At 71.0% G+C, this 12,970-nt stretch carries 12 protein-coding genes; 4 read left to right on the forward strand and 8 right to left on the reverse strand.

All coding sequences use genetic code 11. The features are described 5' to 3' along the window. Nucleotides 1-34 precede the first annotated feature (34 nt). Complete coding sequence (locus tag OG219_RS03015; RefSeq protein ID WP_266822553.1) at nt 35-646, reverse strand: LysE/ArgO family amino acid transporter; 612 nt, start codon at nt 644-646, stop codon at nt 35-37. 66 nt (nt 647-712) lie between these two features. Here OG219_RS03015 and OG219_RS03020 point away from each other — a divergent pair, with 66 nt between their 5' ends. After that, nucleotides 713-1,639 (forward strand): LysR family transcriptional regulator ArgP, encoded by a 927-nt coding sequence (locus tag OG219_RS03020; protein WP_266822555.1) that lies wholly within the window; start codon nt 713-715, stop codon nt 1,637-1,639. 233 nt (nt 1,640-1,872) lie between these two features. Next, nucleotides 1,873-4,413: a SpoIIE family protein phosphatase gene (locus OG219_RS03025; RefSeq protein WP_266822557.1), complete on the forward strand. Its 2,541-nt coding sequence runs from the start codon at nt 1,873-1,875 to the stop codon at nt 4,411-4,413. A gap of 18 nt (nt 4,414-4,431) precedes the next feature. Here OG219_RS03025 and OG219_RS03030 read toward each other — a convergent pair whose 3' ends face one another. Then, complete coding sequence (locus OG219_RS03030; RefSeq protein ID WP_266822559.1) at nt 4,432-5,418, reverse strand: aldo/keto reductase; 987 nt, start codon at nt 5,416-5,418, stop codon at nt 4,432-4,434. A 71-nt stretch (nt 5,419-5,489) separates the two neighbouring features. After that, a complete protein-coding gene (locus tag OG219_RS03035) occupies nt 5,490-6,161 on the reverse strand; it encodes an NUDIX domain-containing protein (protein WP_266822561.1) in 672 nt (223 codons plus the stop codon). A 107-nt stretch (nt 6,162-6,268) separates the two neighbouring features. On the opposite strand from OG219_RS03035, the gene OG219_RS03040 reads away from it, so the two are divergent. Beyond that, nucleotides 6,269-6,628: a hypothetical protein gene (locus OG219_RS03040; RefSeq protein ID WP_266822563.1), complete on the forward strand. Its 360-nt coding sequence runs from the start codon at nt 6,269-6,271 to the stop codon at nt 6,626-6,628. 3 nt (nt 6,629-6,631) lie between these two features. Here OG219_RS03040 and OG219_RS03045 read toward each other — a convergent pair whose 3' ends face one another. The 4 genes from OG219_RS03045 to OG219_RS03060 all read right to left on the reverse strand — a co-directional run bounded on the left by OG219_RS03045 (nt 6,632) and on the right by OG219_RS03060 (nt 11,145). Then, nucleotides 6,632-7,342, reverse strand: a complete 711-nt coding sequence (locus OG219_RS03045; RefSeq protein ID WP_266822565.1) for a fibronectin type III domain-containing protein — start codon at nt 7,340-7,342, stop codon at nt 6,632-6,634. A 10-nt stretch (nt 7,343-7,352) separates the two neighbouring features. Then, entirely contained in the window at nt 7,353-7,955 is a 603-nt protein-coding gene (locus OG219_RS03050) for a hypothetical protein (RefSeq protein ID WP_266822567.1), read from the reverse strand. Between the two features lie 146 nt (nt 7,956-8,101). Beyond that, nucleotides 8,102-9,991, reverse strand: a complete 1,890-nt coding sequence (locus OG219_RS03055) for a discoidin domain-containing protein (protein WP_266822569.1) — start codon at nt 9,989-9,991, stop codon at nt 8,102-8,104. A 158-nt stretch (nt 9,992-10,149) separates the two neighbouring features. Beyond that, the gene (locus OG219_RS03060; protein ID WP_266822571.1) at nt 10,150-11,145 is read right to left on the reverse strand and encodes a LacI family DNA-binding transcriptional regulator; all 996 of its coding nucleotides are present in this window, start codon (nt 11,143-11,145) and stop codon (nt 10,150-10,152) included. Nucleotides 11,146-11,430: 285 nt separating this feature from the next. Here OG219_RS03060 and OG219_RS03065 point away from each other — a divergent pair, with 285 nt between their 5' ends. After that, nucleotides 11,431-11,985, forward strand: a complete 555-nt coding sequence (locus OG219_RS03065; protein ID WP_266822573.1) for a DinB family protein — start codon at nt 11,431-11,433, stop codon at nt 11,983-11,985. Between the two features lie 82 nt (nt 11,986-12,067). On the opposite strand, the gene OG219_RS03070 is transcribed toward OG219_RS03065, so the two are convergent. Beyond that, a complete protein-coding gene (locus OG219_RS03070; RefSeq protein ID WP_266822575.1) occupies nt 12,068-12,940 on the reverse strand; it encodes a universal stress protein in 873 nt (290 codons plus the stop codon). Between the last annotated feature and the right edge of the window lie 30 nt (nt 12,941-12,970).

A 12,970-nucleotide genomic window follows, 5' to 3' on the forward strand; every position in this document is an offset into this window, starting at 1 on the left:
GCGGACTCATCCGCCCGGGCCAGGTGTACGGGTGTCAGGCTCCCGCGATCAGCATGGCGCCCATCGCGGTCATCGTGGCGGCGACGAGACCGTCCAGCACGCGCCAGGACGACGGGCGGGCCAGGAAGCGGCTGAGCAGCCGGGCGCCGAAGCCCAGCGCGGCGAACCAGCACACGCTCGCCAGGACCGCCCCCAGTCCGAAGGTCCAGCGCAGCGGGCCTCGGTCGGCCGCGATGGAGCCGAGCAGGAACACGGTGTCGAGGTAGACGTGCGGGTTGAGCCAGGTCAGCGCCAGGCAGGTGAGCACGGCGCGGCGCAGCGAGTGCGTCGGCGCGGCCGCCGCCGCGAGGGCCGAGGGCCGCAGCACCCGCCGCGCGGCGAGGAATCCGTAGACGAGCAGGAAGGCGCCGCCGACCAGTCCGACCGCCGTGAGCGCCGCGGGCCAGGCCACGACCATCGCGCCGACCCCACCGACTCCCAGGGCTATGAGCGCCGCGTCGGAGAGTGCGCAGATGCCCACCACGGCGAGTACCGCCTCGCGGCTGATGCCCTGGCGCAGGACGAAGGCGTTCTGAGCGCCGATGGCGACGATGAGTGTGAGGCCGGTGCCGAATCCGGCGGCCGCGGCGGTCAGGGCGTCTGTCATGGCTTCGACGCTAGGAAGGCGGCCGCCGATAGTACAGCTAAAGATTCTTACGTATCATTAGCACGCGTGATGACTGAACTGCCGTTCGACCAGGTTCGCACGCTCCTCGCGGTCGTCGACGAGGGCACCTTCGACGCGGCGGCCGGAGCGCTCCATGTGACGCCGTCGGCGGTCAGCCAGCGCGTCAAGGCACTGGAGCAGCGCACGGGCCGAGTGCTGCTGATGCGGACGAAACCGGTGCGCCCGACCGAGTCCGGCGAGGTCGTGGTGCGTTTCGCGCGCCAGTTGGCCCAGTTGGAGCGCGACGCGCACGCCGAGCTGGGCATGACCGGATCCGGCGGGGCGACGCGGCTGTCGATCGCGGTGAACTCCGACTCGCTGGCGACCTGGTTCCTCCCGGCGCTCACCCGTGTGCCGGAGGAACTGCGGCTCTGCTTCGAGCTGCGCCGCGAGGACCAGGACCACACGGCGACGCTGCTGCGCGAGGGGCAGGTGCTCGCGGCGGTGACCTCGTCACCCGACCCGGTGGCGGGCTGCTCCGTCCGTGCCCTGGGCCGGATGCGGTACCTGCCGGTGGCGAGTCCCGGCTTCCGCGACAGATGGCTCGGCGGCCTCTCGGACGTGCCGCTGCGCGAGGTGATCGGTGACGCGCCGCTGGTCGTCTTCGACCGGAACGACGGTCTCCAGGACGGTTTCGTCCGGGCTCTGAGGGGTGGCCGCGGCGGGAGTCCGCTGCGGCACTTCATGCCCACCTCGGAGGGGTTCCTGGCCGCCGTGGTGGCCGGAATGGGCTGGGGCATGGTGCCCGAAGTACAGGCCGAACCGCTGTTGCAGGCGCGGCGGTTGGTGAATCTCGCGCCGGACCGGGCCGTCGACGTCCCGCTGTTCTGGCAGCAGTGGAAACTCGACTCCCCCGCGCTCGCGGCGGTGGCCGGGGCCGTGGCGGCGGTCGCCGCAGAGGCGCTCGCCCCCGGGCCCCGCGCCGGTGGCTGACGTGTCAGCGGCGGTGTGGGACGAGTTGGGCGAGGTACTCGAGCAAACCGGGTATCTTTCGCGCTGAACATGACTGAACATGGCTGAGCGCGGCCGGACACGGTTGAGCTCGGCCATGCACAGCCTCGGGCAGCCCCGGGCTGCTGCTGAGAGCGTCGAGGTGCGGTCAGGGGCCTGTCAGGCGCATTCTTGCTGTGACATCTCCCTGGCGGCGGGCGGACGAGGGCAGACCGATGACTGGGAGCGCCGAGCGTGAGATCCAGGCGCTGGAAAGCCTGCCAGCCCTGCTCAGCGGGGCCGTGGCGGACGCCGTCCGCGCGGCCCGCGGCTTCGCGGGAGGCATCTACCTGCGTTCGACCACACCCGGACTGCTCCGGATGGCCGTCCTCGCGGGCCTGCCCAATCAGCTGTTCCGCCCCTGGTGGCGCATGCATGTGGACCGGCCGTTCCCCGTCGCCGACGTCCATCGGCTCGGCGAGGAGGTGCTGCTCACCGATGCCACGGAGACGATGCGCCGCTACCCGCAGCTGGCGGCCGGGCTGCCGTTCCCGTTCGGTTCCCTGTACGTCCCCGTCGTGGGCGCCTCAACGTCCTTCGGTGTCCTGACGGTGCTGCGCCCTTCGGCCTCGGACGCCACCGAGGTACTGCCGGACCGCGACCGGATGACAGCCGTGGCCGAGGAGCTGGGTGCCGCTCTGGCGGCGCTCGACAAGAACGGACCCGGGACCGTCACGTGGGACGACGAGCCGCTGAATGTGCCGGCCCCGTCCGACGGTCCCTCCGCGCAATGTGTCGGAGCGTTCACCTGGGATCCCTACGACGGCACGGTCACCGCGGACGACACGCTGGCGACGCTGCTCCGCACCGCGCCGGGGGGCTTCGCCGGCACGCCGGACGCGCTGGCCGACATGCTGTCCCGGGAGGATCCGCGCCTGCTCCTTGCCGCGCTGCGCGAGACGGCCGCCGGGCGCCCGCCCGTGCACGCACTGCCGGTGCGCACGGCGGAGGGCGGGCTGCGCCTACTGGCTCTGTGGCCCTCACAAGCGCCGCCCGGTCCGCCGTACCGGGTGAGCGGCGCGGTCGTCGATCCGGGCACGGGCCCGGCCGCCGACCGGGCGGCGGACCTCCTCCCGGAGGGTGTGTTCGCGCTCGACCGGCTCGGGCTGATCACCTACGCCAACCCGCGCGCCACCGAGCTGCTCGGCCGGCCCCGGACGGAGCTGCTGGGGCGGCCGCTGTGGGAGGCCGTGCCCTGGCTGTCCCGGCCGTCCTACGAGGATCATCTGCGCGGCGCCCTGGTGTCGCCGGATCCGGTGCACTTCCAGGTCAGACGCCCGCACGGGAACAGCCCTGGGCAGGCACCGGGGCGGCACGGCGGTGAGTGGCTGACCATGTCCATCTACGCGGGACAGGGCAGCCTGACCTGCAAGCTCGTGCCGATGGGACGGGTCGCGGACGCCGCGGAGGCCGACCCGTTCGAGGCGCCGGCGGCCCAAGGGGCCGAGGTCGTCGAACCCGCGGACGGCGCATCCACGACGGCGCCGCTGTACCGGCCCATCGTTCTCGCCATCGCGCTGACCGAGGCAGTGACCGCACGCCAGGTGTCCGAGGTGGTGATGCGGGAGCTGCTGCCCGCGTTCGGCGGACGCCGGCTCGCCATCTACCTGCTCCAGGACCGGCGCCTGTACCTGGCCTGGGAGACCGGCTTCCCGCAGGGATTCCTCGCCCCCTACGACGGAGTGCCCCTCGACGTCCGGCTACCGGGGGTGGAAACGCTCACCAGCGGCCGCCCGCTCTTTTACGAGTCGATGCAGCAGTTGGCGGCCGCCTATCCCGGCATCGCGCTGGACGCCAAGGAGGGCGCCCGGGCCTTCCTGCCGCTGATCGCCTCGGGACGCCCGGTCGGCTCCTGCATCCTGGGCTTCGACCGTTCCCGCACCTTCAGCACCGAGGAACGCACGGTCCTCACGGCGCTCGCCGGACTGATCGCCCAGGCCCTGGAACGGGCCCGGCGCTACGACAACGAAGCCGCGCTCGCCCGCGGTCTCCAGGAGGCCCTGCTCCCGCACCGCCTCTCCGCGCACCCACTGGTGACCACCGCCGAGCGGTATCTGCCCGGCACCCTGGGCATGGACGTGGGCGGCGACTGGTACGACGTCGTGGAGGCGGGCGACGGGCTGGCGCTGGTCATCGGCGACGTCCAGGGCCACGGTGTCCAGGCCGCGGCCACGATGGGCCAACTGCGCAGCGCGGTAAGGGCGTTCGCGCTCAGCGACCGGTCCCCGGACGAGGTGATGAGCGGCACCAACCGGCTGCTCATCGACCTCGACCCGGGCCAGTTCGCCAGCTGCGTCTACGTCCGCCTCGACCCGGTCACGGGTGTCGCGCGGGCCGCTCGGGCCGGGCATCCGCAGCCCCTGCTCCGCCACCCCGACGGCCGTACCGAGGTCCTGGACCTGCCCGGCGGGGTGGTGCTCGGAGTGGACCCGAAGGCCCACTACCCGGTGACGGACCTCCTCCTTGAACCCGGCGCCGTGCTGGCCCTCTACACGGACGGTCTGGTCGAGCGGCCCGGCACCGACATAGACGAGGGCGTCGAAGCCGTCCGCGCGAACCTGTCCCGAGCGGGCATACGGCGCGGCCGCACGGGCGGCCCCTCCGTGTCCGCGGCGGCCGACCTGCTCACCGCGGAGGCCCGGCAGTCCACCGAGCGCCCCGACGACATCGCCCTCCTGCTCACCACGCGCCGGGCCGCGCGCGACGAGGACGAGTAGGCCGCGACCCGCTGCCCGTCAGTGGGCGCCGTCCAGCCGGGCCCGCTGGTCCGCCGTCAGTTCCAGCTCCACCGCGGCCAGGTTCTCCTCCAGTTGCGCCACGGAGGACGCCCCCGCCAGCGGGACGATCGGCAGTGGTCCGCCGATCTGCCAGGCCAGCACCACTTGGTTCACACTCGCTCCGGTCTCCCGCGCCACGTCCCGGAGCACGGCGAGCCGGACCGGTGTTCCCGGGTGGTCGTAGTCGGCGGGCAGTGGCTTGTCCTGCCGTACGTACGCGCCGGTCAGCAGCGGTGAGTACGCGACCAGGGTGAGGCCGGGCTCGGCCCGCAGGTAGCTGAGCAGTTCGGCGCCCGTTCCGCCGAGGCTGCCGTCCGGGAAGAGCCCGTTGGGGACGTCCGTGCGCGGTCGCAGGTGGCTGTGGTGGTACTGCAGGACCTCGTAACCGGGCAGGCCCGCCGCCGCGGCGAGGGAACGGGCCCGTTCCACCCGCCAGATGGCGTGGTTGCTGACCCCGAGCAGCCCGACGCTGCCCTCCGCGACGAGCTCGCCGAACCCCTCCACGGTCTCGCGCGGGTCGACGGTCCGGTCCTCGATGTGCGCGTACAGCAGGTCGATCTTCTCCACGCCGAGGCGTTCGCGGCTGCGCTCGGCCGCCTCGCGGATCACCTTCGCCGACAGGCCCTCCGGGTTGTCGACGTATCCGGTGCCGGGGGCCAGCGGCCGGGCGCCCAGCTTGGTCGCGATGACGATCTCGTCGCCGATGCCGCGGCTGCGACGCCAGCGACCGAGCAGGTTCTCGCTCTGGCCGCCCTGGCTGTCGTCGGTCCAGAACGCGTAGTTGTCGGACGTGTCGATGAAGTTCCCACCCGCCTCGACATAGCGGTCCAGCACGGCGAAGGAGGTCTTCTCGTCCGTCCGTGAGCCGAACAGCATCGCGCCGAGCGCGAGCACGCTCACCTCACGGCGGGTCTTCGGGTCGGTGCCGATCGTGCGGTACTTCATGGTGTCGCCTCCCGTTCGGGCCCGGAACCCGGGGCCTGAACGGGAGTCTGGAACTTGAAGAGCACTTCAAGTCAAGGGCGTGTCCCCTTGAACGGGCCCTCCAGAGCCGCCCATTGCAACAGCATGATGGTCTTCGCGTCGGCGATCTCGCCGGTGCGGATCATCTCCAGGGCCCGGCGGAAGGGCAGTTCGACGATCTCGATGTCCTCACCCTCCTCGTCCAGCCCTCCGCCCTCGTGCGTACGGGTCGAGGGGCCGTAGGAGGCGGCGTAGAAACCGACCCGCTCGGTGACCGAGCCCGGGCTCATGTAGACGTCGAAGACGTGGTGGACCTCGCCGACGGTGTGCCCGGTCCCCTCGATGACCTCGCGTCGTACGGCGACCTCGGGATGCTCGTCGTCCTCGTCGAGCAGTCCGCCCGGTGTCTCGACCAGCATCCCGTCGGGGTGTCCGTTGACGTACACGGGGTAGCGGAACTGCCTGGTCAGCAGCACGGTTTCGCGCTCGGTGTCGTAGAGCAGGAGGGTGGCTCCGTTGCCGCGGTCGTGCGTCTCGCGTTCCTGGGTGCTCCAGGTGCCGTCGGCGTGCTGGAAGTCGAAGGTCGTGGTGCGCTCCACGTACCAGTGGCTGGACAGGAGTGTCACGTCCCGGACCTTGATCCGGGGGTTGCCGGTCAGATCGCGGCCGACCTGGTCGAGTCCGGTGCGGCCCCGGCGGTCCGGAGTGTCGATGCCGCTGGTCATCGGGCGTGCTCCGGGCGGGAGCTGGAGAGGTTGTTCACGCCCTCTGTCTATCATCACGACCCGAACACCGAGGCCACAGCCGGGCATCGCCCGTCTAGGCTCACGGCATGGAACAGACGGAGATCATCCTGCGAGCCATCGGCGTCCTCACCGAGACCAACGCGATGGTCCGCAGGATCGCCGAGGCCGACAACGACGACGCTGAGGTCGAGTCGACCGAGACGCAGCTCGGCGCGCTCGTGACGGAGGTCTTCCCGAGGGTGGAGGTGCCCGCCGACGCCGGGCCCGCCGAGGCGGGCCAGGCCGTCGCGGACGCCTATCTGCCCGCCACCATCTCGCTCGTGGGCGCCTTCGCGTTCCTCTTCTCCGAACTCGCCGACCTCCACGACTCCGGACGCACCGATGTGAAGACGGCCGATCTGCTCCAGGATCTCGCCCTGCGCATGTCCAGGGCCGACAACGCGTAGGGGTCATTCGCCTGTGGTCAGGCGGACCACGTTCGACAACTCGCCGTAGGTGAAGGCCCGTACGCGGTAGGACGCCTGTTTCTCCTCGGGGAGGGTGATCAATCCGGTGGAGTTGACATCGGGATCGAGGACCACGAGGGGCTCGTACTCGGAGCTTCCCCGCCTACGGGCCTCCAGCAGGAATCCCGCTTCGTCGGACGCGCGGTCCGTCCAGGTGAAGAGGATGCCGTTCGCATGCTTGACCACGGCGTTGAAATCGGTGGGGGCGCCCGCGCCGGAATTCGTCAGGGGCCGGCCCGGGACGACGCGTCCCGGGTCCTTGCGGGCGGGGAGCCAGTCATGGCCGGAGTCCTCGTCCGCTTGTGTCAGTTCGCCCTCGGGCAGGGAGACGGTCAGCGGGGCCGAGACCGGGCCGCGGAAGGGACGGAGCCGGTAGAAGAAGGTCGTGTTCGGGATCAGATCGGGGTGCCGGTAGGTCGTCACGCTCGACGGCAGGTACCGGAGGACGGTGTACGGGCCCGACCTCTCGGTCGCGAACTCCAGCGCCTGACCGGATACTCCTGGCTCGTCCTCCTGCCAGCTCAGATCGATGTCCGTGGGAGAGGTGAGGTGGGCGCGCAGTCCGCCGCCCTCGTCCGCCGTCTGTGGCGCGGAGCAGGCCGACAGTGCCAGGAGAAGCACTGTCGGCGCTGCGACGCGTACGGGTATCCGCATACGGTGCCTGCTACTTGCGCCAGAACTTGACGTTGCTCCACACGACGGTCGCCGGTCCCGCGCCACTGGCGGTGCGGTAGGCGCCGAACTTGTCGTAGAAGCTTCCGGACGGGCTCGCATAGGTGTGCTGGAGCGAGCCGTTGATGTAGGTGCGGTGCGAAGTTCCCACCTGGTGCACCGTGTTGACGCGGACCGTCGCGCCGACGGTGCCCGCGTTGGAGAGCGTGGTGCCGCCGTGGACCGCGTAGAGCCGTCCGCCGCGCTCGACGGCAAGCATGAAGTACGGGCCTGCCGCCGATTCGTTGAACGTCTGCTTGAGGCTGATCCGGGTGCCGCTGAGGCTGGCGACCCTGAAGTAGCCCTCGAACTGCCGCGTGCCGCCGGTGTACGTGGCGTACCGCCGCTCGGCCCGCTGGTCTCCGCTCGCGGTCGAGCAGGTGAGCGTGAACGTCAGGCCGTCGACCTGGCCGCAACCCCGTTCCTGCACGGTGTACGTGGGCGAGACCGATGTCCAGCCGCCGGGTTCCACTTCGGCGAAGGCCCCCGGCGCGGCCAGCAGCGACGAAGCGCACACCGCGCCGGCCACACCGAGAGTTCGAAGACGTGTGAGCATCCGGGCTCCTTGAGTGGGGGGTGCCGTCGTTCACATGAATGAACAACGGTCCTGTCTTTGAACGATGACTGGAAAGTAGGACTGGACCAGCCGTTCGTCAAGAGACCCGGCTCGCACCGTTTTTCACCATCGACCGGAAGGCAGGTTCACCTCTTCTGCTCGACGCGCACCCAGTCGATCTCGGCCTGTACTCCCCCGGCCGCGACCTTGTCGACGCTCGACTGCGGCAGACCCCAGTAGGGCGTGGTGACCTGGTTCCAGCCCGCCGGATAGGCGCCGCCCAGCGCCAGGTTGAGGATGACGTACTGGTTGTGGCCGAAGACCCACTGGCCTCGGGTGGATTCCAGCTTGTTGCGCGTCGTCTCCTGGACGAGCACGTCGTCGAGGTAGAAGCGCATGCCCGTCGGTGTCCACTCCACCGCGTAGTTGTGCCACTGGTCCACTCGGCCTCCGGCGGGGAAGACGGTGCGGGCGCCGATGTTGCCGTCGGCCGAGTAGCCCGGGCCGTGCAGGGCGGTGCTGGTCCAGTCCGCGTAGCCGACGTTCTCCATGATGTCCGTCTCGCCGGACGCGGGCCACGACACGTTCGGATCGTCGACGTTGCTGCCGAGGAGCCAGAAGGCGGGCCAGAAGCCGTCGCCGACCGGCAACTTGATACGGGCGCTGACCTTCCCGTATGTGAAGTCGAACTTGGTGTTGGTGTCGACGCGGCCGGAGGTGAAGTCGTAGGTTCCGGCCGGCGTCGGGGTGCAGTCGTTGCAGTACTTGGACTTCAGCAGGAGGCTGCCGTTCTGCGTGGCGATGTTGTCGGTGGAGTCGACGTACGCCTGGGACTCCCCGTTGACCGGGCCCATCTCGTAGCCGGTGCGCACGACCCGCCACTTGGAGCGGTCCAGGCTCGCCCCGGTGAAGTCGTCGAAGAACATCGTCTGGTACGTCCCCGACTGCTCCCCGGGCAGGGCCGGGTACGCGGCGGCGGCGCTGCCGCCCGTGCCCCAGACCTGGAACTCGTAGAGCGAGTAGCCGAATTGGGCGGTCGCGGGTGCCGGGTTGTAGAAGGAGCGGCGCTCCTTGCCGAGCATCCGCACGTACCGTCCGGTCGTGGGCGTCGGCAGCGTCACCGTGTCGCGGCGGCCCACCGCGTCCGCCGGGGACTTGACGTCGGCTCGGCGGGCGGCCACCTCTGCGGCGGACGGCTGGTAGACGGTCCGCCAGTTCACGTTGTCGTCGGAGACCTGGAGTTGGTAGTCGACCGCGTAGGCCGCCTCCCAGTACAGGTCGACGGTGTTGATGGTCGAGGTGGCGCCCAGGTCGACGGAGACCCAGCGGTTGGCGTTCCAGTCGCTGGACCAGCGGGTCTGGTCGGCCTTGAGGTCGGCGGGCCAGCCGCCGTCGGTGACGAAGGCGGGTGAATTGCCCGCGTGCTGGTAGAGGTTGGAGTAGGCGGGGTGGTTGAGGGCGAGGTTCGTACGGGTCGTGGAGGCCGGGGCGGGCTCGCCGCCGTAGACTTTGAACGCGAACAGCGAGTACCCGTAGGGCGTGGCGCGCTCGACGCCGCGCATCCGCACATAGCGGCCGGTGACCTCCTGCGGGTAGGTGTGCGCGGTGACCGATCCGCCGGTGCCGGCGGTCTCGGTGTAGAAGGGCGTCCAGTCGGTGCCGTTCTTGGACACCTCCAGGACGTACCTCTTGCCGTAGGCGGCCTCCCAGTCGAGGACGACCCGGTCGATGCGGAGGGTGGAGCCGAGGTCGAGGCGGATCCACGCGTCGTCGGCGAACTGGCTCGACCAGCGGGTGGCGGCGTTGCCGTCGAAGGCGAGGCCCGGGGCGGTGCCGGCGTTCTCGCTTCCCGAGGCGGTGACCGCGGCGGGGTTCGCGGTGTAGGCGGCGGCCGCCTGGTCGGCGTCCCAGGCGGCGACGGCTGCCGCGACGGATTCGGAAGCCGGCCCGGCGAAGGCCTGTCCTGCCGCCACCAGCGACAGCGCGGACAGGGTGGCCAGAGCGGTCATGAACGTGCGGGGGGTACGGGATGGCATGCGGCTCTCCTAAGGGAGTTGGGGGTGCCAGTGCTCCGTGCGGGTGTGCGGTGGTTGGCTCATGTCGGCGTCCTGTGGTGCCGGGGAGCGCGGACGTCGACGTGCTCTGGTGCTGCCTGTGGTCTCCGACCGGCAGTACGTGGGGTGCTCGGCGGGGGCTAGGCCGCCGGCGCCGACCGGCGCGTGATCATTTCCGTGGGCAGGACGACGGGAGCGGTCGAGATCTCCTCGCCCGCGAGGCGCGTGAGGAGCATGCGAGCGGCCGTCTCGCCCATCTCCCGCATGGGCTGGCGGACCGTGCTCAGTGACGGCTCGGTGTGCGGGGCCATCGGGATGTCGTCGAAGCCGATCACGGCGACATCGTCCGGCACGCGGATCCCGGCGTCCCGCAGGGCGCCCATGACGCCCACCGCCGCGAGGTCGTTGTGCGCGAAGACGGCGTCGAACTCCCGCCCCTCGGCGAGCAGTCGGCGCACGACCGCGCGGCCGTCGGTCTCGGTGAAGTCGCCCTCGACGATCAGATCGAGCCCGACGCCGTGCTCGGCGCAGGTGGCACGGAACCCGGCGAGCCGGTCGCGTACGCAGCCGAACCGTGAGGGCCCGGTGAGCACCAGCGGCTTACGTCGGCCACCGGCCAGGAGATGGCGGGCCGCCGAGGCCCCGCCCTCGAAGTTGGTGGCCGTGACGGACGGGAACTCGGGGTGGTGCCCGCGGTCGTCGATCAGGACGACGGGCAGGCCCTCGCGGTGCAGCGCCGTCAGCATGTCGAGGGTGTTCTCCGGCTCCACCACGAGCAGACCGTCGAAAGCGCGCGCCGACACCTGGCTGGTGAAGCGCGCGACGGACTCGGTACCCCGGTTGCAGGTGAACAGCAGCAGGCCGAAGTCGGCGGCTTCCACGGTGTCGACGACACCCTGCAGCACCTCGCCCATCCACGGCCAGGTCAGTGAGGGCACCAGCATGCCCACGGTCCGGCTGCTCCCCCGGGCCAGTCCGACCGCGCCCGAACTGGGCACGTAGCCCATGCGGTCGATGACCTCGCGGACCCGGGCCGCCGTCGACGCGTCGACCTCGCCCCGGGTGTTCAGCACCCGGGACACGGTCGTCTTGCTCACGCCGGCCGCGTGAGCCACATCGGCGATGGTCACAGCCATGACTTGCCTCCCGGAACACGGGGATCGCGCCTTCGCGCCCAGGGCCGGTACCGGTTCCGGAACCGGTACCGGCGCTGGGCGGCGAGTCAACCGGACTGGCATGTTGCCGTCAATAGTTCACGCCAAAACTGCCGTGGTTCGAGCCCAACACAGCCGTTGTTTACGGGACTTGAACGCGGCCCGCAGCCGCCGGGCACCAGGCAGAACAACCCGCCGGGTGTCGAAACGCCCCTGGTCGAAGCGCCCTTCAAGGAACTCCACCGCCCGGCGCCGATAATCGTGCGCATGACCGGACCACAGCGAAGAGCCGACTTCTTCACCGCACAGCACCAGGAGCGCCGCCGCCTCAACGCCCGCACCACCGGGGACGAGCGCGGCATGCTGGTCTCCGTACTGGCGGCCCAGCGCGCGACGCTGGAACTCAAGTGCGCGGGCCTGGGCGTGGAGTTGTCGCGGCGGTCCGTGGAGCCCTCGACGCTTTCACTCCTCGGACTGGTCCGGCACCTCGCCGATGTGGAACGCCGCTGGTTCCGGAACGTACTGGCCGGGCAGGACGCGCCGCCCCGGTTCTCCACCGAGGCCGAACCCGACGAGGACTTCGACGGCGCCGTGTCCGAACCCGCGGTCGTCGCCGCGGCCTGGGAGGCCTGGCACGCCGACGTGGCGTTCGCCGAACGCTTCGTCACCGAAGCGCCCGGCCTGGACGTCGAAGGCCACGACTCCTGGCTCGGGACGGTGTCGCTGCGCTGGGTGCTGATCCACATGATCGAGGAGTACGCCCGCCACAACGGCCACGCCGACCTGCTCCGCGAACGCATCGACGGAGCGGTCGGCTTGTGAGCCGCGGCGCCGGCGGCGGCCACCGGCCCGTCACCGGTCAGGTACCCAGGCGCACCGGCCCGAAGCCGCCTCCCGCAGGCACTCAGGAGTGCGGGACCACCGCCACCGGGCACGGCGCGTGGTGCATCACCGCGTGGGCCACCGAACCGATCCGCGATCCCACGGCCGAGCGTTCGGCGCGGCGCTGGACGACCATCAGCTGGGCCCGCGCGGCCAGCGAGAGCAGGACCTGTCCGGCGCTGCCCATCTCGACGTACTCGGTGACGGGCACCTCGGGAAACTGCTCTCGCCAGGGCTTCACCGCCTCGGTGAGAGCCTTCTTCTCAAAGGGTTCCAGTCCCCCGGCCTCGTCAAGGAGCTTCAACGAGCCGGGGCTGTAGGTGAACAGCGGCGGCAGGCTCCACGCACGTACGACGCGCACCGAGGCGCCGCGGGCCGCCGCCGTCTCGAAGGCGAACCGGAGGCCGGCGGCACTGTCGTCCGGACCACCCTGCTGCCCTACGACGATCTCGCGGCCCGCCGCCTCGGACGCGGCGTTGTCATCGGCACGCACCAGCACGACGGGGCCGGCGGCCTCGGCGATCACCTGCTGTCCGACGGAGCCGATCAGGAAGCCGACGATCGCTCCGTGTCCGCGTGAACCGAGGACCAGCGTCTCGGCGTCCGACGCCGCGGCGACCAGCGAGTCGACGGCGCCGCCTTCCAGGACCTCGGCCGAAACGGACAGGCCCGCGTGCCGTTCGGTGACCGTGCGGGCGGCGGCCTCCGCCAACTCCTGTGCCCACCGCGCCTGTTCCTCGCGGTCGGGCCCGCCGGCCAGTTGGTGCGACTGCCCGTGCCAGGCGTACACCACCCGCAGGGGCAGTCCGCGCCGGACGGCTTCCCTGCCCGCCCACGCCGCAGCGGCCCGGCTCTCGTCCGATCCGTCCACGCCCACGGTGATCGGGTGCGTCATTCGTCCGCCTCTCTGTCGCCGGCTCACATG

The organism is Streptomyces sp. NBC_00038 (genome assembly GCF_026343635.1).
In the GTDB taxonomy this organism is placed as follows: Bacteria; Actinomycetota; Actinomycetes; order Streptomycetales; family Streptomycetaceae; genus Streptomyces.

What these genes read in the sequence shown, in the direction of transcription:
- OG219_RS03060 (WP_266822571.1), bottom strand. Translation starts at nt 11,145, where the DNA reads ATGGCTGTGACCATCGCCGATGTGGCTCACGCGGCCGGCGTGAGCAAG.
- OG219_RS03065 (WP_266822573.1), top strand. Translation starts at nt 11,431, where the DNA reads ATGACCGGACCACAGCGAAGAGCCGACTTCTTCACCGCACAGCACCAG.
- OG219_RS03030 (WP_266822559.1), bottom strand. Translation starts at nt 5,418, where the DNA reads ATGAAGTACCGCACGATCGGCACCGACCCGAAGACCCGCCGTGAGGTG.
- OG219_RS03015 (WP_266822553.1), bottom strand. Translation starts at nt 646, where the DNA reads ATGACAGACGCCCTGACCGCCGCGGCCGCCGGATTCGGCACCGGCCTC.
- OG219_RS03035 (WP_266822561.1), bottom strand. Translation starts at nt 6,161, where the DNA reads ATGACCAGCGGCATCGACACTCCGGACCGCCGGGGCCGCACCGGACTC.
- OG219_RS03045 (WP_266822565.1), bottom strand. Translation starts at nt 7,342, where the DNA reads ATGCGGATACCCGTACGCGTCGCAGCGCCGACAGTGCTTCTCCTGGCA.
- OG219_RS03040 (WP_266822563.1), top strand. Translation starts at nt 6,269, where the DNA reads ATGGAACAGACGGAGATCATCCTGCGAGCCATCGGCGTCCTCACCGAG.
- OG219_RS03025 (WP_266822557.1), top strand. Translation starts at nt 1,873, where the DNA reads ATGACTGGGAGCGCCGAGCGTGAGATCCAGGCGCTGGAAAGCCTGCCA.
- OG219_RS03070 (WP_266822575.1), bottom strand. Translation starts at nt 12,940, where the DNA reads ATGACGCACCCGATCACCGTGGGCGTGGACGGATCGGACGAGAGCCGG.
- OG219_RS03050 (WP_266822567.1), bottom strand. Translation starts at nt 7,955, where the DNA reads ATGCTCACACGTCTTCGAACTCTCGGTGTGGCCGGCGCGGTGTGCGCT.
- OG219_RS03055 (WP_266822569.1), bottom strand. Translation starts at nt 9,991, where the DNA reads ATGCCATCCCGTACCCCCCGCACGTTCATGACCGCTCTGGCCACCCTG.